We start from the raw sequence: 24398 nt of genomic DNA on the forward strand, positions 1-24398 counted from the left end.
ATGCACCACGACGCAACCAAAGCCGCCGCCCGCGTCGACCGCTTCCTCGCCGAGCGCCTCCCCCACGCGGTGACGGCCGAGCGGATCCCGCTCGCCGTCGCCGCGTGGACGGCGGTCGGCGAGCCGGTCGGCTTCGAGACCGCGACCGCCCCGCGGAACGCGTACGAGACGATCGAGCCCGGAGCGCCGTGGGGCGCCGCCTGGGACACCACCTGGTTCCGGGTGACCGGAACGGTGCCCGCCCTGTGGAGCGAGGCGGGCGACCGGTTCCGGATCGAGCTCTCGCTGAACCTCGGCTTCGACCGGGCCAAGCCCGGCTTCCAGTGCGAGGGCCTGGCCCGCGCCGCGGACGGCCGGGTGCTCAAGGGCCTCGAGCCGCGCAACCATCACGTGCCGCTCGCCGCGGCCCCCGGCGAGGAGTTCCTCGTCTGGGTGGAGGGCGCGTCCAACCCCGACCTCACCGGCGGGAACGACTTCGCCGGCCCGGGCGGCTTCTCGCCCACCCCGTTCGGCGACCGCGCCACCGCGCCCGTCGAGCCGCTCTACCGGCTGGGCCGCTTCTCGCTCGTGCTCGTCGACACCGTCGCCGAGCGCCTCGGCCTCGAGCTGAGCGTCCTCCGCGGGCTGCACGACGAGCTGCCGTCCACCGAACCGCGCCGGCACGAGATCCTCGCCGGGCTGACCGGGGCTCTCAACGTCCTCGACCCCGACGACCTCGCCGGCACCGTCGCCGACGCGTGTGCGGTGATCGCGCCGCTGCTCGCCGCCCCGGCCGCGCACTCCGCGCACCGGATCTCGGCCACCGGCCACGCGCACATCGACTCCGCCTGGCTCTGGCCCACCCGCGAGACCGTCCGCAAGTGCGCGCGCACCTTCTCCAACGTGCTCGACCTGATGGACCGCGACCCGGACGCCGTCTTCACCTGCTCCTCCGCCCAGCAGTTCGCCTGGATGAAGGAGCAGCACCCCGGGATCTTCGCCCGCATCGTCGAGCGGGTCCGCGAGGGCCGCTTCGTCCCGGTCGGCAACATGTGGGTCGAGTCCGACGTCACCATGCCCTCCGGCGAGTCGCTGGTGCGCCAGCTGCAGCAGGGCGCGCGGTTCTTCCAGGAGGAGTTCGGCGCGATCAGCGAGGTCGGCTGGCTGCCGGACTCCTTCGGCTACCCGGCCGCGCTGCCGCAACTGCTGCGGAAGGCGGGGCTGCGCTGGTTCTTCACGCAGAAGATGTGCTGGAACGAGACCAACGCGATGCCGCACCACTCCTTCGTCTGGGAGGGGCTCGACGGCTCGCGGATCTTCACGCACTTCCCGCCGTCGAACACCTACAGCGGCGACCTCCGGCCGACCGAGCTGGCCCGCATCGTCCGCAACTTCCAGGAGCACGGGCGGGCGACCCGCTCGCTGATGCCGTTCGGCTACGGCGACGGCGGCGGCGGGCCGACCCGCGAGATGATGGCGCTCGCCCGCCTGCAGTCCGACCTCGAGGGCTCGCCGCGGATCGAGTTCTCCTCCGCGCACGACTTCTTCGAGGCCGCGGAGGCCGAGTACGCCGACCCGCCGATCTGGTCCGGCGAGATGTACCTCGAGTTCCACCGCGGCATCCTCACCTCGCAGGCCCGCACCAAGCAGGGCAACCGCCGCAACGAGCGGCTGCTGGCCGAGGCGGAGCACTGGGCGAGCGTCGCGTTCCTGCGCCACGGCGTGCCGTTCCCGTTCGACGAGCTCGACGCGCTCTGGCGGCGGGTGCTGCTCCTGCAGTTCCACGACATCCTCCCCGGCACCGCGATCGCCTGGGTGCACCGCGAGGCCGAGCGCACGCACGCCGAGGTGACGGCGGCGCTGGAGCGGATGATCGCCGAGCGGCTCGCGGTGCTCGTCGGGCCGGGCGAGCGGCGGATCGCGCTGAACGCGGCGCCGGTCGTCGTCGGCGGGGTGCCGGCGCGGGGCGGGGCCGCGGTGCAGGCTGTGGTGGCGGCCGCCGAGGGACTCTCCGTGCGCGCCGAGGGCGAGGGCTTCGTCCTCGAGTCGCCGCGCCTCGTCGTCGTGGTCACCGCCACCGGGCAGCTGTCGAGCATCGTCGACCGCGACTCCGGGCGCGAGCTGCTGCCCGCCGGGCGGGTCGCGAACCTGCTGCAGCTGCACCGCGACGAGCCGAACCAGTGGGACGCCTGGGACCTCGACGCCGCCTACCGCGACACCGTCGTCGACCTCGTCGACGGCACGGTCGAGCTCGGCGAGGACGGCGCGAGCGTCGTCGTCCGCCGGGGCTTCGGTCGCACCGGCAGCGCGGCGACCCAGACGATCGCCCTCGATCCGCGCGAGCCCGCGGTCCGGATCCGCACGGTCGTCGACTGGCACGAGCGGCGGAAGCTGCTGAAGCTCGCCTTCCCGCTCGACGTGCACGCCGAGCACTCCTCGGCCGAGACGCAGTTCGGCCACGTCCGCCGCCCCGTGCACACCAACACCAGCTGGGAGGCGGCGAAGTACGAGATCTGCGCGCACCGCTGGCTGCACGTCGGCGAGCCGGGCTTCGGCGTCGCCGTGGCCTCCGACGCGGTCTACGGCTACGACGTGCAGCGCACGATCGACGGCGGCCGCGTCAGCACCGTCGTCCGCCAGTCCCTGCTGCGCGCGCCGACCTTCCCCGATCCGGAGGCGGACCAGGGCGAGCACGCGTTCCTCAGCACGCTCACGGTCGCGCCCGGCATCGCCGACGCCGTCCGGGCCGGCTTCGCCGCGAGCACCGCGCCGCGCGTCGTCCTCGGCGGCTCGATCCCGGAGGCGCTCGTCGTCGTCGAGGATCCGGCCGTGGTGGTCGACACCGTCACCCTCGCCGCCGACCGCAGCGGCGACGTGATCGTGCGGCTGCACGAGGCGCTCGGCGGCCGCGTCCGCACGGCGCTGGTCGTCGCGCATCCGCTCAGCGGCGTCCGCGAGGTCGACCTGCTCGACCGCGACGCCGAGGGGACGGCGCTGCTGGGTGTCGACCCCGGCCGGATCGCGCTCGAGCTGCGGCCGTTCGAGGTCGTGAGCCTGCGCCTGTCCCCCGCTTCCGTTCCTTCCCCCGCTTCCGATCCTTGCCCCGTGGAGACCCCGTGATCACCGTCGACGACGCCCCCTACGCCGCCCGGCTGCTCGCGGACGCCCGCGTGCGGCGAGACGAGTTCATCGCGCGCGCCCGGCAGCCGCTGACCGGGCTCGGCCCGCGCCCGACCATGCGCGCCATCACCTCCCTGGTCGCCCTGGCGATCGCGGAGGACGACGAGGGGCCGCAGGCGCGGGAGGCGGCTGAGACCTACCTCCGTCACCTCGCCGCCCAGCAGCTCGACAGCGGCCTGTTCTCGAGCAGCGGCAACCTCGCCTCCCCGCCCGACACGGCGTTCACGATCAACGACCTCTGCGGCTGCGTAGAGCTGCTCGACCGCTGCCGGCCCGCGGGCTTCGAGGCGCTCCGAGCAGGTCTAGCGGACATCGCCGTCGCCGCCTCGCCCGCGATGCTGGGCGGCGGCGTGCACACGCCGAACCACCGCTGGGAGCTGGCGAGCGCCCTCGCCGCCCTCGCGGTCCACGTGCACGGCGGGCGCTCGGCGGGCGGCGCGTCCGGCGCACTCGCCGCCGCGCTGCTCGACCGCGCCGACGCCTGGCTGGCCGAGGGCGTCGACATCGACGCCGACGGGCAGTACAGCGAGCGCAGCGCCGTCTACGCCACCGAGGTCACGAACCCGAGCCTGCTGACGCTCGCGCACGACCTCGACCGGCCGTCCCTGCTGGAGCCGGTGCGGCGGAACCTCCGCGCGATCGCCGGCCTGGTCGAGGACGACGGCGAGATCGAGTGCGTGCACTCGCGCCGACAGGACCAGACCATCCCGTACGACGTCGAGAACCTGCTCTCGCCCTACCGCCTGCTCGCGCTGGAGGACGGCGACGGCGATGCCGCGCGGATCGTCGCGCAGATCCTCGGCCGGACGCTGCGCGAGCCGGAACGGCACCTCGCCGAGCTGCTGCGCCGCCCGGAGATCGGCGGACTCCTGCCCGAGCCGGCCGCGACGCCGGCCTCCGTCACCCGCGGCTACCCGGTCAGCCGGCTGTTCCGCCGTCGGGAGGGTGCGCTCTCCGTGTCCGTCTCGGCCGGCAGCGACTTCGCGAGCACCGGCCGGATCGGCTCCGGCCTCGCGAACTCCGCGACCCTGCTCCGGGCCCGCGCGCACGGGCTGGTCCTGCGCTCGCTGCGCGTCTCGCCCGCGTTCTTCTCGCTCGGCTGCGCCCGACCGCAGACCCTCGAGCCGACCGAGCGCGGCGCGGTGCTCGTCGAGCGGCGGGTCTCGGGCTACTACGACACGCTCGGCGCCGACGCGCCCGCGGTCACCGCCGTCCCGGACAGCGAGGGCCGCTTCTTCTCGGTGATGGACTTCGCCCGGCGCGAGCGCTTCGACGTCGAGCTGCGGACGGAGGTGGCGGTCGAGGTCGACGAGACGGGCATCGACGTCACGGTCTCCTTCACCGGCCTCGAGACGCGCTACGCGCTGGAGCTCGTCGTCGACGGCGACGCACTCGTGTCGGGCGCCGCGGCGCTCGACGACGGCTGGTGGCTCGACGGAGCCTCCGCGACCGTCGCCACCGACGCCGCCGTGCTGTCGATCGACACCGAGCCCGGGGACGGCGTGCCGCCGGTCTTCGACGACGGCGAGATGTTCACGTATGTCGGCGGCGCCGACCGCATCGCCGGCACCCGGATCCTGCTCGGCGGCTCGACGACCGAGCCGCGCCGCCTGCGACTCGCGATCGCGCCCCGATGAGCGCCCAGGTCGACACCGACGACGGGTCCGGAGGCTTCCACGGCAGCACCGAGGCCAGGACCTGGGAGACCGGGCTGATGGTCGGCACCGGGACGACCGGCGCGGCGCTGTACGAGGGCCCCGACGGCGAGGGAGACGACGGCGAGGGAGACGGCGGCGGCGGAGGCGCGGTCGTCTCGCTCTCGCACGAGCGGCTCCGCCTGCCGGTCGATCCGCTGGTCGGGCCGCCGCTGCTCGCTCCCCTGCTGCCCGCGATCCGCGCGCTGCTCGACCGGGCGCCCGTGAGCGACGCCGACGCGGAGCGGATCGAGGAGTGGCACAGCCGCGCCTGGGCCGAGGAGGGGCACGACGGCGCGCTCCTCGACGCCGACCCGCTGGTGCCCGCGGGAGTCCTCCGGCTCGAGCTGGCGACCGGGTCGTCCGGCGGCACCCGCGAGCGCTCCGTCGACTACCCGGCGGGCTCTGCCGCCCTGACCCTTCCGACGGGACTCACGGTCAGCGTCCGGACCGACCGCGCGGCGGACCGGCTCCTCGTCTCGGTGCACGCGGACTCGCCCTTCTCCGGCCTGCTCCGGCTCGCCCCGGCCGACGAGCCGACCGAGCCCGACCTCGGCCCCGACGCGCCGCGGGACCACCGCGAGCACGCCCTCGTCCGCGCGGTCGACGGCGGCGAGACCCTCGCCCTCGAGACCGTGCCCCGGCACCCCCGCGCGACCGGCTTCCGCTCCGCCCTCGTCAGCGCGCGCCTGCTCCACGGCCACGAGTCCGTCGCGATCGACCGCGACGCAACCTGGCCCGCCTGGCGCGTCTCCGGCGCCCGCGAGCTGGAGCTGGAGCTGCGCGTCTCGGTGACCTCGACCGTGCCCGCGCCCGTCACTCCGCCGGTCCTCGCCCGCTACCCCGCCGCGACCACGCCGCACGAGCGGCTCGTCGGCGCCTGCTCCTTCTCCCTCGGCGCCGCGACTCCGCGCAGCATCGAGGACGTGCGGGCCGACCCCGCGGCGACAGACGAGCTCGTCGAGCGCGCCTTCGCCGCCGGCCGGCACGCGATCATCGCCGCCACCGGCGAGCTGCCCGCCAGCCTGCAGGGCGTCTGGGCCGGCTCCTGGGCGCCGGCCTGGTCCTCCGACTACACGCTCAACGGCAACGTGCAGAACGGCGGCGTCGCCTCGCTCGGCACGACCGGCACGCCCGAGCTGCTGCGCTCGTTCTTCACCGCCGTCGCCGAGTTCGAGGACGACTACCGGCTGAACGCCGAGCGGATCCTCGGAGCGCCCGGCTTCCTGCTGCCCACCCGCATCTCCGGGCACGGCCGCGCCAACCACTTCACCGCCGAGTACCCGCTGCAGTACTGGCTCGGCGGCGGCGGCTGGATCCTCCGCCTCGCCTGGGACCACTGGTCGAGCACCGGCGACGAGGAGTTCCTGCGCGACTGGGCCCGGCCCTTCGCCCGCGAGGTCGTCGCCTGCTACCGGCACGCCCTGGTGATCGACGCGGACGGGACGGCGCACGTCTCCCCCGGCTACTCCCCCGAGAACCACCCGGGCGACCAGGAGACGCCGATCACCCGGGACGCCACCTCCGAGGTCGCGATGGTCCGGGACGCGCTGCTGATCGCCGCGCGCATCGAGCGACTGCTCGGCGCCGAGGAGGACACCGCCCCCGAGTGGGAGGCGCTCGCCTCGCGGCTCCCCGGCTACCGCGTCAGCGCCGACGGGCAGCTCGCCGAGTGGCAGGACCCGGCACTCACCGACCGGCCGGAGCACCGGCACGCCTCCCACTTCTACCCGTGGTGGTACGAGGGCGACCCGGCGGCCGCCGACCCCGCCCTCGGCGCCGCGGCCCTCGAGGCCGTCCGCGCCCGGCTGCGCTGGCGCGCCGAGGAGCCGACCGCCCCACCCGGCCGGATGGAGATGGCGTTCGGACTCGTGCAGGCCGGCGTCGCCGCCGCCACGCTCGGCGACGCGGAGGCGGCGCTGCAGTGCGTCGACTGGCTCGCCCGCCTGCACTGGCGCCCGAACATGATGCCGACCCACGACGCCGACGCGATCGTCAACGTCGACGCCGCGGGCGGACTGCCCGCCCTCGTCGCGCAGATGCTCGCCCGCTCGGACGGCACGACGCTGCACCTCCTGCCGGCCCTGCCCGACCGCTGGGCGGAGGGACGGATCACCGGCCTGCACCTGCGCGGCGCCCTCCGGGTCGAGTCGCTCTCCTGGAACCCGGAGTCCGTCGAGTGCCTGCTCCGCAGTCCCCTCGACGCGGCGGCGGCACGCCTCGGCGAGCGCGTGCTCGTGCGGCTGCCGGTCGACGTCGAGCTCGAGGAGGGCACGGCCGGAGCGCTCCAGATCGACCCGCGCACCCTCTCGGTCGACCTGCGGGACGGCGCGCCCCTGGACCTCGCCCTGCGGAGGCTCTAGGCCGTCGCGATCGGCCCGCCCGCGGCCCAGACGGCCCGCACCTGCAGCGCGTCGTCCAAGAGCACCACGTCCGCCGCCCGGCCCACCGCGAGCGCGCCGAGCGTGCCCTCGGCTCCCAGCATGCGCGCCGGAGTCGCGGTGACCGCGCCGACCGCTGCCTCGAGCCCCAGGCCGACCGCCCCGGCCGCGCGCCGGAGCGCCGCGTCGAGCGTCAGCGTCGAGCCGGCGAGTGTCTCCGTGCCCTCCAGCCGCGCGACGCCGCCCCGCACGTCGACGCGCAGCCGGCCGATCCGGTGCGCCCCGTCGCCCGCTCCCGCCGCCGCCATCGCGTCGGTGACCAGCGCGATCCGTCCGGGCGCCGACGCGAAGGCGATCCGGGCGACGTCCGCGTCCACATGCTCGCCGTCCAGGATCAGCTCCAGCACCACCCGATGGTCGGCCAGCGCCACCGGGATCGGCCCCGGCGCGCGGTGCCCGATGCCCGGCATCGCGTTGAAGGTGTGGGTGACCAGCCGCGCCCCGCGCTCGATCGCCGCCCGGGTCGTCGCCGCGTCCGCCTCGGTGTGCCCGACGGCGACGACGACCCCCGCGTCGGTCAGCCGCTCGATCGCCGCGAGGGCCCCCGGCAGCTCGGGAGCGATCGTGATCTGCCGGAGGCTCCCGCGGGCCGCGTCGAGCAGCCGCTCGACCGCCTCGGCCGTCGGGTCGGTCAGGGCGTCCGGGTCGTGCGCCCCGCAGCGCGACGGCGCGAGGAACGGCCCCTCCAGGTGCGCGCCGAGGACGAGCGGATCCTCCGCCACCAGCGAGGCGACCGCGTCGACCGAGGCCTCCAGCTGCGCGAGCGGAGCCGACACCAGGCTCACCAGCGAGCGCGTCGTCCCGTGCGCGCGGTGCAGCGCGAGCCCCGCCCGCATCCCGTCCGCACCCTCGTCGAAGCTGCGGCCCGCCCCGCCGTGCACGTGCAGATCGACGAACCCCGGAGTCGCGGTCAGCCCGCCCGCGTCGTGCACCCGAGCACCCTCCGCCGCCCGCTCCCAGCCCCGCCCGGCCCCGACCTCGACGATCACCCCGTCGACCGCGACCAGCCAGAAGCCCTCGACCGTCCCGCCCGCGTCGACCTTCCGCGCGCCGTGCAGCACCAGCCTCCCGGTCCGCTCCATGTCCGCCTCCTCCTCATCCCGGGGGCACCGCCCCCTCACTTCCTGCTGATCGAGCAGCCCCCTCGTGCTGATCGAGCAGCCGCCTCATGATGACCGAGCAGCCGCCTCATGATGACCGAGCAGCCGCCTAATGCTGGTCGAGTAGCCGCGCAGCGGCGTATCGAGACCCACCCCGCCAGCACTCAGGCCCCCCGCCCCCAGCTCGCCTCGATCTCCTCCGCACCCAGCACCCGGTCCGCGAGCAGCAGCTGCCAGCTCCAGCTCGCCTCCGCCCCCGCGTCCAGCGTCCACGTCGCGCCGAAGAACGGCGCCGCGCACAGCATCGGCGTCCCGCTCGTCCGCACGAACCACGTCGACGGATCGACGGGACTGCCCTCGTCCGCCCGCAGCGCGACCGTCGCGCTCCCGTCCGCCACCGCGAGCCAGCGCGACACGACCCCCATCGGCTCTGCGACAGCCCCGTCCGGCCCGCTCACGACACTCCCCTCGAACGACGGGTCCAGCCGCAGGAACAGCCCGCCGTAGCCCGCGTCCGGCCGCCCCGCCGTGGTCGGCGACCCGAAGACCAGCCGCTCCCCCAGCGCGCGCCAGCGGCTCTCGATCCGCAGCACCGTCACGTCCCCGAGCCGCCGTACGCTCAGCCGCCGCCGCTCGTCGAGGAAGCGCCGCCCGCGCGCATCGAACCACCCGAGCGCGAGGTCCCCCGGGTCCGCGCCCTCCGGCCGCTGCGACCCGTTGTTGTCCACCTGCCGGTAGCCGGTCCCCGTCAGCCAGGTCGGCCCGCCCCACAGGTTCGTGTCGAGCTCGGCGTCCCCGATCGTGACGTTCGACACCGCGAGCGACAGCCCGAGATGCCAGTCGTGGTCGGCGGGCCGCAGATCGCTGACCACCCGCCCCGCCGGCGTCCGCAGCGGATGCAGGTACGGCCGCGGCGAGTCCCGCGGCGGCGTGTCCGGATCGACGAGGACGAGGCGCCCGACCCCGTCCGGCAGTTCGACGGAGGTCGGCGAGTCCTGATCCATGCGGCCGACGGTACACGCTTTCCCGGGCTACAGTGCGACGATGCCCCGCACCGGAACCCCGCCCCGATCGCCGCGCCGATGACCGCCGTCCGCTTCGTCTCGATCGGCGACTCCTTCTCGGAGGGCGTCGGCGACGAGCTCCCCGACGGAACCGCCCGCGGCTGGGCCGACCTCACCGCGCAGAGCTGGGCGGACGCGCTCGGCGAGCCGATCGAGTACGCCAACCTCGCCATCCGCGGCCGCCTCATCGACCCGATCGTCGACGAGCAGCTCGAGCCCGCGCTCGCCCTGCGGCCGACCCACCTGTCCTTCAACGGCGGCGGCAACGACATGCTCCGTCCGCGCGCCGACATCGAGCGCATCGCGGACCGCTACCTCGAGGTCCTCGCCCGCTGCGACGCCGAGGGTGTCGTCCTGATCGCCCTCTCCGCCCCGGACCCGTCCGCGCGGCTCCCGCTCGGCCGGCTGATCAAGCGCCGAGGCGACGCCCTCACCTCGGCCGTCCTCCGCCGCACACGGCAGCGCCCGGACATCGTCGTCGCCGACAACTGGACCGACCCGGCCTTCGCCGACCCGTCGCTCTGGTCCGAGGACCGCCTGCACCTCGGCCCGCGCGGTCACCACCGCGTCAGCGCCCGCGTACTCTCCTCCCTCGGCCTCCCCGTCCCGCCCGCCGCCCAGGAGGCGCCCGAGCGGCCGACCGCCGCGAGCGGAGGCTCCGCGCAGTACTACCGCACCCACGTCGCGCCGTGGCTGCGCCGCCGGCTCACCGGCACATCCTCCGGAGACGGCCGCACGGCCAAGTACCCGGAGCTCGTGCGCATCGCCCCGAGCGCCTAGGCGGGGCCCGGAGGTCGGCGCCGGCTCAGCGCCAGCCGTAGCGCGCCGAGACGACCCGCGCGACCGCGTCGAACCGCGCCCGCTCGAGCGCCGCGCCCTCGCGCCGCATCCCCGCGGGGTGCACGCGGAAGACCCGCTCCGGGTCCGCGAAGCTCGGCCGCCCCTCCGGATCCCAGGGCCCCGCGCCGACCGCGAGGTAGCCGTCGTGCTCCTTCGAGCTCAGCCGGATCGCCAGCGCCGTGCCGGCCTTCTCGACCGCGAGGACGAGGACGGGGCGGTCCTTGCCGCGGCCGTCGTCCTCCTCGTAGGGCACCCAGGTCCAGACGACCTCGCCCGGGTCGGGATCGCCGTCCGGCGTCGGCGCGTAGCCGAGGTGGACGCCGCGCAGCCGGGTCGGGTCGACCTCGGAGGTCCGGCCGATGCCGTTCGCGCCCGGCGTGGGCGCCGTGGTGCTCAGGTACGGCCGCTGCGCGGGGGCGCCGGCGTCGGCGCGCGGGGCGCTCGCGCGGCCGAGCAGTCGGAGGAGCAGGGACACGACGGAGCGTGAGGAGGGCACCTGAAAACCCTAGCCCGGAAACGGAAGGAGCCGGCTCCTAAGAGCCGGCTCCACCGGGGTGTCGCGGCGAGCGCGACGAGGCAGCGGGAGGACTAGTCCGCGAGGACGTAGCCCGCCTCGCCGTGGATGGCGGTGTCGATGCCGGCGATCTCGTCCTCGTTCTTCACCCGGAAGCCGATCGTCTTCTGGATGACCCAGCCGATCGCGTAGGTGAGGACGAAGGAGTAGATCAGGACGGTGAAGGCCGCGAGGGCCTGCTTGCCGAGCTGGCTGGCGTCGCCGGTGAGGAAGAGGCCGACATCGGTGCCGAAGAAGCCGATGTAGAGCGTTCCGATCAGACCGCCGACGAGGTGCACGCCGACCACGTCGAGCGAGTCGTCGTAGCCGAGCTTGTACTTGAGGTCGATCGCCAGGGCGCAGACGGCACCGGTGATCAGGCCGAGCACGATCGCCCAGAAGGGCGAGAGCACGGCGCAGGCCGGGGTGATCGCGACGAGGCCCGCGACGGCACCGGAGGCGGCGCCGATCGAGGTGGGCTTGCCGTCCTTGATCTTCTCGATGATCAGCCAGCCGATGATGGCGGCGGCCGGAGCGGCGATGGTGTTGAGGAAGGCGATCGCGGCGATGCCGTCGGCGGCGAGCTCGGAGCCGGCGTTGAAGCCGAACCAGCCGAACCAGAGCAGGCCGGCGCCGAGGAGGACGAACGGCGGGTTGTGCGGCTGGTGCGCGCCCTTGGTGAAGTTGACGCGCTTGCCGAGGACCAGGGCGAGGGCGAGGGCCGCCGCACCGGCGTTGATGTGCACCGCCGTGCCGCCGGCGAAGTCGATCGCACCAACGTTGTACGCGATCCAGCCGCCGTCCGAGGTGGCGCCGGTCTCGGGGTCGAGGGCGAAGTTGAACACCCACGAGGCGACCGGGAAGTAGACGATGGTCGCCCAGACGCCGGCGAAGACCATCCACGCGCCGAACTTGGCGCGGTCGGCGATCGCACCGGAGATGAGCGCGACGGTGATGATCGCGAAGGTGGCCTGGAAGGCCGCGAAGGCGAGCGTCGGGTACGCGGACTCGATGTCACCGCGGGCCTCGGCGTAGGCACCGGCGAGGCCGAGCTGGCTGAGGTCGATGCCGAGGACGCCGTCGATGCCGACGAAGTCGCCCACACCGGCGTTGGAGAAGGTGATCGCGTAGCCGTAGAGCACCCACAGCACGCCGATCAGGCCCATCGCGCCGAAGCTCAGCATCATCATGCTGATGACGCTCTTCGCTCGGACCAGACCGCCGTAGAAGAAGGCGAGCCCGGGGGTCATGAGCAGGACCAGCGCCGCCGCCAGGAGCAGGAACGCGGTATTGCCTTGATCCATTGTTGAACCTCTCGTGAGTAAGCAGAGTCGTGCAGGAGTCGTGAGTGAGGGCAGTGCAGAGCCCGATGCGGGCCGGCAGTCGCTGCACGACCCCGAAGACACGGCGTCTCGGAGGACGCGGGGTGTCGGGTCACCTCGGGTAGCCGACAGTCTGGCCGCGCGACGTTACGACCCGTGCGGCACGAGGTTTCGCGGATGTTACGAGCACGGCTCCCGTGTGAACAGTGCGTTACAGCGCGCCGCGGATCCCCCGCGCACGAGCCGGGGAGATGCCGCGGAGGACCGACGCCGCGCGCCGGTCCGTCGTCAGGCGCCGGTCCGTCGTCAGGCGAACGGGCGCATCGAGGTCAGCGCGATCAGGCGCGACATCGAGCGGAGGTACTTCTTGCGGTAGCCGCCGCTGAGCATGTCGCCGCCGAAGACCTCGTCGAGCGCGACGCCGGAGGCCAGCACCGGGATCTGCGCGTCGTACACGCGGTCGATGAAGGCGACCAGGCGCAGGGCGTCCGTCTGGTCGGTGAGGGTGGCGACGTCGCGCAGAACGATGGCGTCGACCCCGTCGATCACCTTGATGTAGCGCGAGGGGTGCACCGAGCCGAGGTGGTCGACCGCGGCGCGGAAGGAGTCGTCGGTGACGACGGCGCCGGAGGGGGCCGTGGCGACGAGCTCGTCGATCGCGCTGTCCGAGCGGGTGACCGCGTGGCCCTCGATGTCGCGGCGGCGGTAGTCCGTGCCGTCGATCCGCATCGTCTGGAAGTGCTCGGCCATCGCGTGGATCTCGCGGAGGAAGTCCGCGGCGGCGAAGCGCCCCTCGCCCAGCGCGTTCGGCGGGGTGTTCGAGGTCGCCGCGATGCGGGTGCCGGAGGCGACCAGCTCGCCCAGCAGCCGGGTCATCAGCATCGTGTCGCCCGGATCGTCCAGCTCGAACTCGTCGATGCAGAGCAGCGCCGAGCCCTTGAGCAGGGACACGGTCGCCGCGTAGCCGAGGGCGCCCACCAGGGCGGTGTACTCGATGAAGGTGCCGAAGTAGGTGCGGCCGGGCACCGCGTGCCAGATCGCCGCGAGCAGGTGGGTCTTGCCGACGCCGAAGCCGCCGTCGAGGTAGACGCCGGGCTTGACGGCCGGCGCCTTCCTCCGGCCGAAGCCGAGGAACCCGCCGCCGCCGCCCTTGGAGCCGCCGCCGGCCGCGAACGCCCGCAGCGCCTCGACGGCCTCCGCCTGCGAGGGGTACTCCGGGTCCGGCCGGTAGCTCTCGAAGGTCGCGCCCTCGAACTGCCGCGGCGGCACCAGGGTCGAGGCGATCTCGTGGCCGCTGATCTGCGGCGAGCGCGCGGTCAGGCTGCTCGTCGAACGGACGTCGTCGGGGGTCACGCGGTCTCGCATCCAGGGTCGCAGTACTGTGTCGAGCCGCACGGCGGCGGACGCCGGCGGCACTGTGTCGAACTCTTACGGGGCCGTCCGTGCACCCGCGCACGAGGGCGCGTACTGTCGCTGAGGGCGGTCTCCAGCGTAGCCCGCCCGCACCGCCGCCCATCCGAGAACCACGTCTGCGCCCCGCGCACCATCCTGGAGGTCCCCCTTGCCCGTTGAACTCGATCCGTCGCCGAAGTTCGCCGCCTACGCGCACCCCGAACGACTCGTCAGCGGCGAGTGGCTCGAGCAGCGCCTCGGCACCCCCGGCCTCGTGGTCGTGGAGTCCGACGAGGACGTCCTGCTCTACGAGACCGGCCACATCCCCGGCTCGGTCAAGATCGACTGGCACACCGACCTCAACGACCCGGTGCAGCGCGACTACATCGACGGCGCCGCCTTCGCCGCGCTCGTCGGCGCCAAGGGCATCGCCCGCGACAGCACCGTCGTCATCTACGGCGACAAGAACAACTGGTGGGCCGCCTACGCCCTCTGGGTCTTCACCCTCTTCGGCCACGAGGACGTCCGCCTGCTCGACGGCGGCCGCGACAAGTGGATCGCCGACGGCCGGCCCACCACCACCGACGCCTCGAGCCCGGCCTCGGTCGAGTACCCGGCGGTCGAGCGCCGCGACGGCGACATCCGCGCCTTCAAGGAGGACGTGCTCGCCCACTTCGGCAACCCGCTGATCGACGTCCGCTCCCCCGAGGAGTTCTCCGGCGCCCGCACCACCGCGCCGGCCTACCCGGAGGAGGGCGCCCTGCGCGCCGGCCACATCCCCAGCGCGCAGAACGTACCGTGGGGCAAGGCCGCGGCGGAGGACGGCACCTTCCGCTCCCTCGACGAGCTGAACGGCATCTACCGCGACGGCGCCGGCCTCGCCGACGGCGACACCGTCATCGCCTACTGCCGGATCGGCGAGCGCTCCTCGCACACCTGGTTCGTGCTCACCCACCTCCTCGGCTTCGAGGGCGTCAAGAACTACGACGGCTCCTGGACCGAGTGGGGCAGCGCCGTCCGCGTCCCGATCGTCCAGGGCGCCGAGCCCGGCGAGGCCCCCGCGCCCCGCTGATCGACCGGCTCCGACCGTGACCCGAGGGCCCCGTGCACACCTGTGCCGGGGCCCTCGGCGTCCGGCCCCGTCGTCCCCGCGTAGGGAAGAATGGAAGCGATGACCACCGACACCCCCGCCACCGACCTGCTCGGCCCCGCGCTCCGCGAGATCCGCGAGGAGTTCCTCGCCCTCGAGAAGCCGGAGCGCCTCCAGCTCCTCCTCGAGTTCTCGAACGACCTCCCGGAGCTGCCCGAGCGCTACCGCGACCACCCCGACCTGTTCGAGCGGGTCGAGGAGTGCCAGTCGCCCGTCTTCATCGTCGTCGAGTTCGACGGCGACGTGATCCACCTGCACGCGACCGCCCCGCGCGAGGCGCCGACCACCCGCGGCTTCGCCTCGATCCTCGCCCAGGGCCTGGACGGTCTGACGCCCGAGCACGTGCTCGCCGTGCCCGACGACTTCCCGCAGACCATCGGCCTGTCCGAGGCCGTCTCGCCGCTGCGGCTGCGCGGGATGAGCGCGCTGCTCGGCCGCACCAAGCGCCAGATCCGCGCCCACCTGGCCGCCTGAGTCCCCCGCGAGAGCCCGGCACCGTGATCCTGCAGCCGCTCGTCCCCGCCGGCGAGCCGATCCGCCTCGGCGAGGACGGCGCGCGAGCGGCGATCGAGGCGGCCTACCTCCCCGGTGCCGGCGTCCGCGTGCGCCTCAACATGATCGCGAGCGTCAACGGCTCGAGCATCGGCTCCGACGGTACGAGCGAGACGCTGACCAACCGCGTCGACCGGACGATCCTCGGTGTCATCCGCGCGCAGGCCGACGTCGTCCTCGTCGGCGCCGCGAGCGTCCGCGCGGAGGGCTACCGCGTGCCCAAGCGCGCGCCGCTCGCCGTCGTCTCCTCCTCCGGCGACCTGGCCGGCCACCGCCTCGAGGTGCAGGAGGGCGCCCGCGTGCTCCTGCTGCTCCCGGAGGGGCGAGCGACGCCGGCCGATCTCCCCCGCGGCGTCGAGGTGGTCCCGGTGGCCGCGACCGGCGGGCGGATGAGCGTCGACGCGATCCTCGCGGCCCTGCGCGCCCTCGGGCTGGAGCGCGTGGTCTGCGAGGGCGGCGCCTCGCTGTCGGGCCAGTTCCTCGCCTCCGGCCGCGTCGACGAGCTCTGCCTGACGACCGCGCCCCGCGTGGTGCTGCCGGGCCTCCCCGTCGCGTCGACCGAGGCGCGGATCGACGACTCCTACTCCCTGACATCGCTCGCCGCGGACGACGCCGGCTTCACCTACGCGCGCTGGACCCGGACCGGCTGAGCGCCCGCTCCGCCAGCCAGCGCTCCACCGACGACTCCCAGAGCTCCGGGTCGTCGTTCCACAGCCGGGTGTGCCCCGCCCCGTGGAAGATGACCAGCTCGACCAGATCGGGGCGCTCCGCCGCGAGGGCCTCGGACGGGCCGCTCGGCACGAAGTCGTCGTCGACGCTGTGCAGCAGGAGGACCGGCACGGTCAGCTCGGCCGCCCGCTCGACCAGATCCATCGCCGCCAGCGGCACGTGACTGCTCTGCCCGGTCAGCGCGGCCGACCACGGCCGCTGCATCGCCGTGAGCGCGAGCGCCGCGATCGGCGCCGGGATCCGGTTCAGCCGCGCCTGCTTCCGCAGGGTCACCCGCCAGTCGATCACCGGCGAGTCGAGCACCAGCCCCGCGATCAGCTCGCGGCGGCTCGAGCGCAGCGCGGTCTGCAGCACGATCGCACCGCCCATCGACCAGCCGACGAGCACGACCCGGCGCGCGCCGCGCCGCTCGGCGAACCGGATCGCGGCGTCGACGTCGCGCCACTCCGTCTCCCCCAGCGCGTAGCGCCGGTCCGGGCTCTCCGGAGCGTCGCCGTCGTTGCGGTACGAGACGACCAGCGAGGTGAGCCCCGCCCGGTGGAACGCGGCCATCCCGCGCAGCGTCTCCTCGCGGGTCGTCGCGCGGCCGTGCACGTGGATCGCCCAGACGCCGCCGTCCTCCTCGGCCGGGAAGAGCCAGGCCGGAGCCGCGCCGAACTGCGTCGGCACCTCCTCCGCCGTGAAGGGCAGCCCGGTCTCGCGCGGCGAGAGCAGCAGCCAGCCGTTCAGCCGCCCGCGGGCACCGGGCCGCAGCGTCCCGCGATCGACCTGCCCGAGCTCCCGCACGACCCGGCCGCGAGCAGCCGCCCGATCCGCGCGTGCCCGCGCCCGTGGTCGAACCAGAGGCTGAAGCCGCCGCGGACCGCGGTGTCGACCGACGCCGCCAACTCGATCTCGTGCACCTCCGGTCGCACGGCGAGGACCCGCACGTCCTGCGCGCGCCGGGAGGGCGGAGTGACCACTCCGCGGAGGAAGGCCGTCCCGAGCGCGGCGCCGCCGAGGGCCGTCAGAGCGACGAGGGCGGGGGCCGCGAGGACCGCGGCGAGGACGACACCGGTGTGCGCGCTCTCCGCGGCGTGCCTGCGGGCTTCGAGCATGCGGGAACTCTAGTCTGCGAGCGTGCCCGAATTCCCAGCGCCGTCCCAGCTCCCGGAGGAGTTCCGCGCCGCGGTCGACTCCCTGCGCCGGGCGACGACCCGCTCCGAGCTCACCGTCTCCGAGATCGCCTCGCCGGCCGGGCTCGCGCCCTACGCCGTCGCCCTCTCCGGCGACGTCTCGCCGCGCGCCCACGGCCGCGACTCCGAGCTGGGCACCGGGCGCTTCATCCTGCTCTACGACCCCGAGGAGCCGGAGCAGTGGGGCGGCCCGTTCCGCGTCGTCTGCTTCGCCCAGGCCCCGCTCGAGATCGAGATCGGCACCGATCCCTTCCTCGCCGAGGTCGCCTGGTCCTGGCTGATGGACGCGCTCGAGGTCCGCGGCGCCTTCTACACCGCCGCCTCCGGCACCGCGACCAAGGTCCTCTCCACCGGATTCGGCGAGCTGGCCGCCCAGGGCGACGGCGCGCAGATCGAGATCCGGGCCTCCTGGAGCCCCGAGGATGCGCAGCTCGCTCCCCACGTGGAAGGCTGGGGGGAGCTGTTGTGCATGCTCGCGGGCCTCCCGCCCGTATCGGGCGACGGTGTGACCTCGCTCGCCTTCCGACGGAACAACCGTGACTGATTACCGTGTCCTCTCCACCCCCGACGAGTTCCTCGCCGCGGTCGACGCCCTCGCCGCCGGCGAGGGTCCCGTCGCCGTCGACGCCGAGCGCGCCTCCGGCTTCACCTACTCGCAGCGCGCGTACCTGATCCAGGTGTACCGCCGCGGCGCCGGAGCGTTCCTCTTCGACCCGCCCGCGATCGGCCGGATGGAGGCCCTCCAGGCCGTGATCGGCAAGGAGGAGTGGATCCTGCACGCCGCCAGCCAGGACCTCGCCTGCCTGCGCGAGGTCGGCCTCGACCCCGTCCGCATCTTCGACACCGAGCTCGCCGCGCGCCTGCTCGGCCTGCCCAAGGTCGGCCTCGGCGCCGTCGTCGAGGACCTGCTCGGCATCCACCTCGCCAAGGAGCACTCGGCCGCCGACTGGTCGACCCGCCCCCTCCCGCAGAGCTGGCTCGTCTACGCCGCGAAGGACGTCGAGCTGCTGCCCGACCTGCGCGACCGGATGGCCGAGATGCTCGTCGAGGCCCGCAAGACTCGGATCGCCCGCGAGGAGTTCGAGGCGACCCTGGCACGGCAGCCCAAGCCGGTCCCGGCCGAGCCGTGGCGCCGCCTCTCCGGCATGCACGCCCTGCGCGGGCCCCGCGCCCTCGCCATCGCCCGCGAGCTCTGGCTGACCCGCGACGCCTTCGCCCGCGAGCGCGACATCGCGCCCGGCCGGCTGATCCCCGACTCCTCGATCATCGCCGTGTCGCGCAACGTCCCCACGAGCCTCGGCCAGCTCTCCGGCCGCCGCGACTTCACCGGCCGCGCCAGCCGCGGCGAGGTCGAGCGCTGGTGGGCCGCGATCGAGCGCGGTCAGAGCACCGAGGACCTGCCCGGCCCCGTCCGTCCCGCCGCCGACACCCTGCCGCCGCCGCGCGCCTGGGGCGACCGCAACCCGGCCGCCGACGCCAGGCTGAAGGCCGCCCGCGCCGTCGTCGGCGAGATCGCCGAGCTGCTCTCGCTCCCGGTCGAGAACCTGCTCACGCCCGAGCTGGTCCGCCGCCTCGCCTGGAACCCGCCGGAGCCGCTCGACCGGGACTCCGTCGCCGCCGAGCTGGAGCGCGCCGGTGCCCGCTCCTGGCAGATCGACGCGACCGCCGGCTCGCTCGCCACCGCGTTTGTGGAAGCCGGGCAAGCACCCGTCGAGGGCACGGAACCCGCTTCGTAGGAAGAAGCAAAGGATTCCGGCGCCCGTCGCCGCCTTCCTACGATCGGAACGACGTCCGGTTTCCGAGAGGGCGTCCCGTTTTCAGGAGGCACTGTGGCCGAGAGATCCGAAGTCGTGTTCGTCGACGGAGTCCGTACTCCGTTCGGACGAGCCGGTGAGAAGGGCATGTACTGGCAGACCCGGGCCGACGACCTCGTCGTCAAGGCCATGATCGGTCTGCTGGAGCGCAACACCGCCCTGCCCAAGGAGCGCGTGGACGAGGTCGCCATCGCCGCGACCACCCAGCAGGGCGACCAGGGCCTGACCCTCGGCCGCACCGCCGCGCTCCTCGCGGGCCTGCCGCGCTCGGTCCCCGGCTACGCGATCGACCGGATGTGCGCGGGAGCGATGACCTCGGTCACCACGACCGCCGGCGGCATCGCCTTCGGCGCCTACGACGTCGTGATCGCCGGCGGCGTCGAGCACATGGGCCGCCACCCGATGGGCTTCAACGCCGACCCCAACCCGCGCTTCCTCTCCGAGCGCCTGGTCGGCGAGGAGGCCCTCAACATGGGCAAGACCGCGGAGAAGATCCACGACCGCTTCCCGCAGCTCACCAAGAGCCGCTCCGACCACTACGCCCTGCGCAGCCAGCAGAAGCTGGCCGAGGCCTACCGCAACGGCGACATCCAGCCCGACCTCGTCCCGGTCGCCACCCGCAGCGCCGCCGGCTGGGGCCTCGCCACCGCCGACGAGGCGCCCCGCCCCGAGACCACGCTCGAGGGGCTGGCGAATCTGCGCACCCCGTTCCGCCCGCACGGCCGGGTCACCGCCGGCAACTCCTCCGGTCTCAACGACGGCGCCGCCGTCTCGCTGCTCGCCAGCGCCGACGCCGCGAAGGAGCTGGGCCTCCCCGAGAAGATGCGCCTGGTCAGTTTCGCCTTCGCCGGCGTCGAGCCCGAGATCATGGGCATCGGCCCGGTCCCCTCGACCGAGAAGGCACTGAAGAAGGCCGGGCTCGGCATCGAGGACATCGGCCTCTTCGAGCTCAACGAGGCCTTCGCCGTGCAGGTGCTCTCCTTCCTCGACCACTTCGGCATCGACGACGACGATCCGCGGGTCAACGAGTACGGCGGCGCGATCGCGATCGGCCACCCGCTCGCCTCCTCGGGTGTCCGGCTGATGATCCAGCTCGCCCGCCAGTTCGAGGCGCACCCCGAGGTCCGCTACGGCCTGACCGCGATGTGCGTCGGTCTCGGCCAGGGCGGCTCGGTCATCTGGGAGAACCCGCACTTCGACGGCAAGCGCGCACGACGGAAGGGACGCTGACCCATGCTCGAAGGATTCGAGGACCTGGTCGAACTCGCCGAGGGCGAGGTCGTCACCCACTCCTACGTCCGCGACGTCCCGCTCCCCAGCGGCCGCGTCCTGGCGCTGATCACGCTCGACAACGACCGCGACCACACCCGGCCGAGCACCTTCGGCCCCGCCGGGCTGTTCGAGCTGGCCGACGTGCTGCTCGCCCAGCAGGCGCGCGCGAAGGCCGGCGAGATCCAGGCGGTCGGCGTGACCGGCAAGCCGTTCATCCTCGCCGCCGGCGCCGACCTCAGCAAGGTCGGCAGCATCCCGAGCCACGAGATCGGCCGCCAGCTGGCGCGCCTGGGCCACAAGACCCTCGGCCTGCTGCCCGAGCTCGGCGTCCCCTCGTTCGTCTTCATCAACGGGCTCGCGCTCGGCGGCGGCACCGAGATCGCTCTGAACGCCGACTACCGCACCGTCGACGCCTCGATCCCCGCGCTCGGGCTGCCCGAGGTCTTCCTCGGCATCATCCCCGGCTGGGGCGGCGCCTGGCTGCTGCCGAACCTGATCGGCATCGAGAACGCCCTCAAGGTGATCGTCGAGAACCCGCTGAAGAACAACCGGACCCTCAAGGGCCAGGACGTCTTCGACCTCGGCATCGCCGACGCGATCTTCCCCTCCGCGAGCTTCCTCGAGAACTCGCTGGTCTGGGCAGACGGCGTCCTCGGCGGGACCGTCGAGGTGAAGCGGCCGAACGTGCCCGGGAAGATCGAGCGCCTGGTCAAGTGGGACGCCGCGATCGCGATCGCCCGCAAGCAGCTCGAGTCGAAGATCGGCACCGTCGCCGCGTCGCCCTACCGCGCGCTCGACCTGCTGAAGGCCGCCAAGAGCAGCACCCGCGAGGAGGGCTTCGCCGCCGAGGACGAGGCGCTGGCCGACCTCGTCTCCGGGGACCAGTTCCGCGCGAGCATCTACGCCTTCGACCTGGTGCAGAAGCGGGCCAAGCGCCCCGCCGGCGCGCCGGACAAGAGCCTCGCCAAGCCGGTCACCAAGGTCGGCGTCATCGGCGCGGGTCTCATGGCCACGCAGTTCGCACTGCTCTTCGTCCGCCGCCTCCAGGTGCCGGTGGTCATCACCGACCTCGACCAGGAGCGGGTGGACCGCGGCGTCGCGAGCATCGTCGGCGAGATCGACACCCTGCTCGCCAAGGGCCGCCTCTCGCCGGACGACGCGAACCGCCTCCGCGGTCTCGTCACCGGCACCACCGACCGCGCCGACTTCGCCGACGCCGACTGGGTCATCGAGGCCGTCTTCGAGGAGCTCTCCGTCAAGCAGGAGGTCTTCGCCGACATCGAGCGCTACGTCTCCCCCACCGCCGTCCTCGCGACGAACACCTCGTCACTCTCGGTCGAGCGGATCGGCGAGCGGCTGCAGCACCCGGAGCGCCTGGTCGGCTTCCACTTCTTCAACCCGGTCGCGGTGATGCCGCTGATCGAGGTCGTGAACACGCCGCAGACCGACGACGAGACGCTGTCGACCGCGATGGTCACGGCGGCGAAGCTGAAGAAGAACGCCGTCATCACCCGCGACACCCCGGGCTTCGTGGTCAACCGCGTGCTGGCGAAGGTGCTCGGCGAGGCGATGCACGCCGTCGACACCGGCACCCCGTTCGAGGTCGTCGAGGCCTCGCTCGAGCCGTTCGGCCTGCCGATGACGCCGTTCGAGCTGCTCGAGCTCGTCGGACTCAAGGTCGGCGCGCACGTGCTCGACACCCACCACGCCGCCTTCCCGGACCGCTTCTACGACAGCGCCAACCTGCACCGCCTGGCGGAGCTCGGCCACGTCTTCGAGCGCGACGCCAAGGGCCGGGTGAAGGGCGTGGACAAGCGCGCCGTCGCCATCGTCCAGGGCGGCTCCGACCCGATGACCGCCGAGGAGCTGCGGCTGCGCGTCGAGACCGGCCTCGCCGACGAGGTGAAGCGGATGCTGGACGACGACGTCGTGCACGCCGCGGAGGACATCGACCTCTGCCTCATCCTCGGCGCCGGCTACCCGTTCCAGATGGGCGGCCTGACGCCCTACCTCGACCGCGTCGGCGCGAGCGAGCGCGCCTTCGGCGGCACGTTCCACGACCCGGCCATCCGCGGGGTCGAGTAACCGCAGGAACGCAGGAGGGCGCTCACCGGTCCGGTGGGCGCCCTCTCTCGTGCGTGGAGCGTGCTCAGTCCTCGAGCACTCAGTCCTTGCGCGCGTCGTCGTGCGCCGCGACCTCTTCGGGCAGCGGGCGCGCGACCGGGATCTTGCTGCCGAGCACCTGGGCGACGACGTCGCGGGCGATGTGCTGCGGAGTCAGTCCGACGTCCTCGAGGATCTCCTCGCGCTTGGCGTGGTCGAGGAACTGGTCCGGCAGCCCCAGCTCGGTGACGGCCGTGTCGACGCCGGCCTCGCGGAGGTCCTGGCGGATCCGGGTGCCGATGCCGCCGACGCGGACGCCGTCCTCGATCGAGATCACGAGGCGGTGCTCGGCCGCGAGGTCGATGACGCTGCGCGGCACCGGCACGACCCAGCGCGGGTCGACGACGGTGGCGCCGATGCCCTGCGCGGCGAGCCGCTGCGCGACGTCGAGGCCCATCGCGGCCATCGGGCCGACGGTGACGATCAGCACGTCCTGCCGCTCCGACCGCAGCAGCACGTCCACGCCGTCGACGAGGCGCTCGAGCGCGTCGATCTCGTCGCCGACGTTGCCCTTGGAGAAGCGCACGACCGTGGGGGCGTCCTTCACGCCGACGGCCTCGCGCAGCTCCTCGCGCAGCCTGACGGAGTCGCGGGGCGCGGCGAGGCGGATGTTCGGGACGACCTGGAGGATCGCGAGGTCCCACATGCCGTGGTGGCTCGGGCCGTCGGGGCCGGTGACCCCGGCGCGGTCGAGCACGAAGGTGACACCGGCGCGGTGCAGCGCCACGTCCATCAGCACCTGGTCGAAGGCGCGGTTGACGAAGGTCGCGTAGAGCGCGACGACCGGGTGCAGACCGCCGAAGGCGAGGCCGGCGGCCGAGGTCACGGCGTGCTGCTCGGCGATGCCGACGTCGAACACGCGGTCCGGGTACTTCTCGGCGAGGCGGTCGAGGCCGACCGGGCGGAGCATGGCGGCGGTGATGCCGACGATCGTCGGGTCCTCGTCCGCGAGGGTGACGATCTCCTCCGCGAAGACCGAGGTCCAGGAGCGGGCGCCGCTCGCGCTCAGCGGCTCGCCGGTCTCGGGATCGATCTGGCCGACCGCGTGGAACTGGTCGGCGAGGTCCTGGACGGCGGGCTCGAAGCCCTTGCCCTTCTGCGTGATCGCGTGCACGATCACGGGCGTGCCGTAGTCCTTCGCCTGCTGGAGCGCCTCCTCCATCGCGGTGAGGTCGTGTCCGTCGATCGGGCCGAGGTACTTGATGTCGAGGTTGGAGTACAGCGCCTCGTTGTTGATGAAGCGGCTGAGGAAGCCGTGCAGGCCACCGCGCACACCGCGGTAGACCGCCGCTGCGGGGCCGCCCAGGCGCTCGGAGACGGCGCGGGAGCCGCGGTGCAGCGTGCGGTAGGTGCGCCGGGTGCGGACGCCGTTGAGGAAGCGCGCCATGCCGCCGATGGTCGGGGCGTAGGAGCGGCCGTTGTCGTTGACGACGATGACGAGCCCGCGGGAGTTGTCGTCGCTGATGTTGTTCAGCGCCTCCCAGGTCATCCCGCCGGTGAGCGCGCCGTCGCCGACGACGGCGACCACGTGGCGGTCGGTCTGCCCGGTCATCGTGAAGGCGCGGGAGATGCCGTCCGCCCAGGACAGCGAGCTGGACGCGTGCGAGCTCTCGACGATGTCGTGCGGCGACTCGGAGCGCTGCGGATAGCCGGCGAGTCCGCCGCGCTGCCGGAGGCCGGAGAAGTCCTGGCGGCCGGTCAGCAGCTTGTGCACGTAGGACTGGTGCCCCGTGTCGAAGATGATCGCGTCGTGCGGCGAGTCGAAGACCCGGTGGATCGCGATGGTCGTCTCGACGACGCCGAGGTTCGGGCCGAGGTGGCCGCCGGTCTTGGACACCTCGCGCACGAGGAAGTCGCGGATCTCCAGCGCCAGCGTCTCGAGCTCGGTCCGGGTCAGGCGGTCGAGGTCGCGCGGTCCGGAGATGGTCTCGAGAACAGCCATTCGCGCCGCCTTTCCGGGGGATGTCTGAGGGGTGTG

At 73.7% G+C, this 24398-nt stretch carries 19 protein-coding genes; 11 read left to right on the forward strand and 8 right to left on the reverse strand.

Features of this window, described 5'->3' with window-relative positions; all coding sequences use genetic code 11:
- From MT353_RS11380 to MT353_RS11390, 3 genes are read left to right on the forward strand one after another with little or no spacing between them, the layout of a single operon-like run.
- Entirely contained in the window at positions 1-3099 is a 3099-nt protein-coding gene (locus tag MT353_RS11380) for a glycoside hydrolase family 38 C-terminal domain-containing protein (protein ID WP_243624478.1), read from the forward strand.
- Positions 3096-4796 (forward strand): hypothetical protein, encoded by a 1701-nt coding sequence (locus MT353_RS11385; protein ID WP_243624479.1) that lies wholly within the window; start codon positions 3096-3098, stop codon positions 4794-4796. The genes MT353_RS11380 and MT353_RS11385 overlap by 4 nt, the downstream gene beginning before the upstream one ends.
- Positions 4793-7216, forward strand: a complete 2424-nt coding sequence (locus MT353_RS11390) for a glycoside hydrolase family 95-like protein (RefSeq protein ID WP_243624480.1) — start codon at positions 4793-4795, stop codon at positions 7214-7216. Before MT353_RS11385 ends, MT353_RS11390 begins: the two co-directional genes overlap by 4 nt.
- Here MT353_RS11390 and MT353_RS11395 read toward each other — a convergent pair.
- Together MT353_RS11395 and MT353_RS11400 are read right to left on the reverse strand one after the other, a co-directional pair.
- Entirely contained in the window at positions 7213-8376 is a 1164-nt protein-coding gene (locus MT353_RS11395; RefSeq protein ID WP_243624481.1) for an N-acetylglucosamine-6-phosphate deacetylase, read from the reverse strand. The genes MT353_RS11390 and MT353_RS11395 overlap by 4 nt on opposite strands.
- Positions 8377-8558: 182 nt before the next feature.
- Positions 8559-9398: a DUF6807 family protein gene (locus MT353_RS11400; RefSeq protein ID WP_243624482.1), complete on the reverse strand. Its 840-nt coding sequence runs from the start codon at positions 9396-9398 to the stop codon at positions 8559-8561.
- A 78-nt stretch (positions 9399-9476) separates the two neighbouring features.
- Between MT353_RS11400 and MT353_RS11405 the strand changes: the two genes are divergently transcribed.
- Positions 9477-10238 carry an SGNH/GDSL hydrolase family protein gene (locus tag MT353_RS11405; RefSeq protein WP_243624483.1) on the forward strand — a complete coding sequence of 254 codons (762 nt, stop codon included), beginning with the start codon at positions 9477-9479 and terminating at the stop codon, positions 10236-10238.
- Positions 10239-10263: 25 nt separating this feature from the next.
- On the opposite strand, the gene MT353_RS11410 is transcribed toward MT353_RS11405, so the two are convergent.
- The 3 genes from MT353_RS11410 to zapE form a co-directional block, all read right to left on the reverse strand.
- Positions 10264-10794, reverse strand: a complete 531-nt coding sequence (locus MT353_RS11410; RefSeq protein ID WP_166649619.1) for a type II toxin-antitoxin system PemK/MazF family toxin — start codon at positions 10792-10794, stop codon at positions 10264-10266.
- Positions 10795-10886: 92 nt separating this feature from the next.
- Positions 10887-12155 (reverse strand): ammonium transporter, encoded by a 1269-nt coding sequence (locus tag MT353_RS11415; protein ID WP_123445871.1) that lies wholly within the window; start codon positions 12153-12155, stop codon positions 10887-10889.
- A gap of 324 nt (positions 12156-12479) precedes the next feature.
- Complete coding sequence (gene zapE / locus MT353_RS11420) at positions 12480-13526, reverse strand: cell division protein ZapE (protein ID WP_243586756.1); 1047 nt, start codon at positions 13524-13526, stop codon at positions 12480-12482.
- Positions 13527-13734: 208 nt separating this feature from the next.
- Here zapE and MT353_RS11425 point away from each other — a divergent pair, with 208 nt between their 5' ends.
- The 3 genes from MT353_RS11425 (at position 13735) to MT353_RS11435 (ending at position 15917) form a co-directional block, all read left to right on the forward strand.
- On the forward strand, positions 13735-14637 hold the full coding sequence (locus MT353_RS11425) for a sulfurtransferase (protein WP_243599198.1): 903 nt from the start codon (positions 13735-13737) through the stop codon (positions 14635-14637).
- A gap of 99 nt (positions 14638-14736) precedes the next feature.
- Positions 14737-15189, forward strand: coding sequence for a SufE family protein (locus MT353_RS11430; protein WP_243624484.1), 453 nt, complete (start codon positions 14737-14739; stop codon positions 15187-15189).
- Positions 15190-15212: 23 nt separating this feature from the next.
- A complete protein-coding gene (locus MT353_RS11435) occupies positions 15213-15917 on the forward strand; it encodes a dihydrofolate reductase family protein (RefSeq protein ID WP_243624485.1) in 705 nt (234 codons plus the stop codon).
- Here the strand turns inward: MT353_RS11435 and MT353_RS11440 are convergent.
- Together MT353_RS11440 and MT353_RS11445 are read right to left on the reverse strand one after the other, a co-directional pair.
- Positions 15886-16782 (reverse strand): S9 family peptidase, encoded by an 897-nt coding sequence (locus MT353_RS11440; protein ID WP_243624486.1) that lies wholly within the window; start codon positions 16780-16782, stop codon positions 15886-15888. The genes MT353_RS11435 and MT353_RS11440 overlap by 32 nt on opposite strands.
- Entirely contained in the window at positions 16722-17093 is a 372-nt protein-coding gene (locus MT353_RS11445; RefSeq protein ID WP_243624487.1) for a hypothetical protein, read from the reverse strand. The genes MT353_RS11440 and MT353_RS11445 overlap by 61 nt, the downstream gene beginning before the upstream one ends.
- A 22-nt stretch (positions 17094-17115) precedes the next feature.
- Between MT353_RS11445 and MT353_RS11450 the strand changes: the two genes are divergently transcribed.
- The 4 genes from MT353_RS11450 (at position 17116) to MT353_RS11465 (ending at position 22342) form a co-directional block, all read left to right on the forward strand.
- Positions 17116-17715, forward strand: coding sequence for a DUF3000 domain-containing protein (locus MT353_RS11450; protein ID WP_123445865.1), 600 nt, complete (start codon positions 17116-17118; stop codon positions 17713-17715).
- Positions 17708-18907: a ribonuclease D gene (locus tag MT353_RS11455; RefSeq protein WP_243624488.1), complete on the forward strand. Its 1200-nt coding sequence runs from the start codon at positions 17708-17710 to the stop codon at positions 18905-18907. The genes MT353_RS11450 and MT353_RS11455 overlap by 8 nt, the downstream gene beginning before the upstream one ends.
- Before the next feature lie 93 nt (positions 18908-19000).
- Positions 19001-20215 carry a thiolase family protein gene (locus MT353_RS11460; protein WP_123445863.1) on the forward strand — a complete coding sequence of 405 codons (1215 nt, stop codon included), beginning with the start codon at positions 19001-19003 and terminating at the stop codon, positions 20213-20215.
- A 3-nt stretch (positions 20216-20218) separates the two neighbouring features.
- A complete protein-coding gene (locus MT353_RS11465) occupies positions 20219-22342 on the forward strand; it encodes a 3-hydroxyacyl-CoA dehydrogenase NAD-binding domain-containing protein (protein ID WP_243624489.1) in 2124 nt (707 codons plus the stop codon).
- A 79-nt stretch (positions 22343-22421) separates the two neighbouring features.
- Here MT353_RS11465 and dxs read toward each other — a convergent pair whose 3' ends face one another.
- Positions 22422-24362 (reverse strand): 1-deoxy-D-xylulose-5-phosphate synthase, encoded by a 1941-nt coding sequence (gene dxs / locus MT353_RS11470; protein ID WP_243624490.1) that lies wholly within the window; start codon positions 24360-24362, stop codon positions 22422-22424.
- Positions 24363-24398 lie beyond the last annotated feature (36 nt).

Source organism: Rathayibacter sp. VKM Ac-2927, from assembly GCF_022815525.1.
GTDB lineage: Bacteria > Actinomycetota > Actinomycetes > Actinomycetales > Microbacteriaceae > Rathayibacter > Rathayibacter festucae.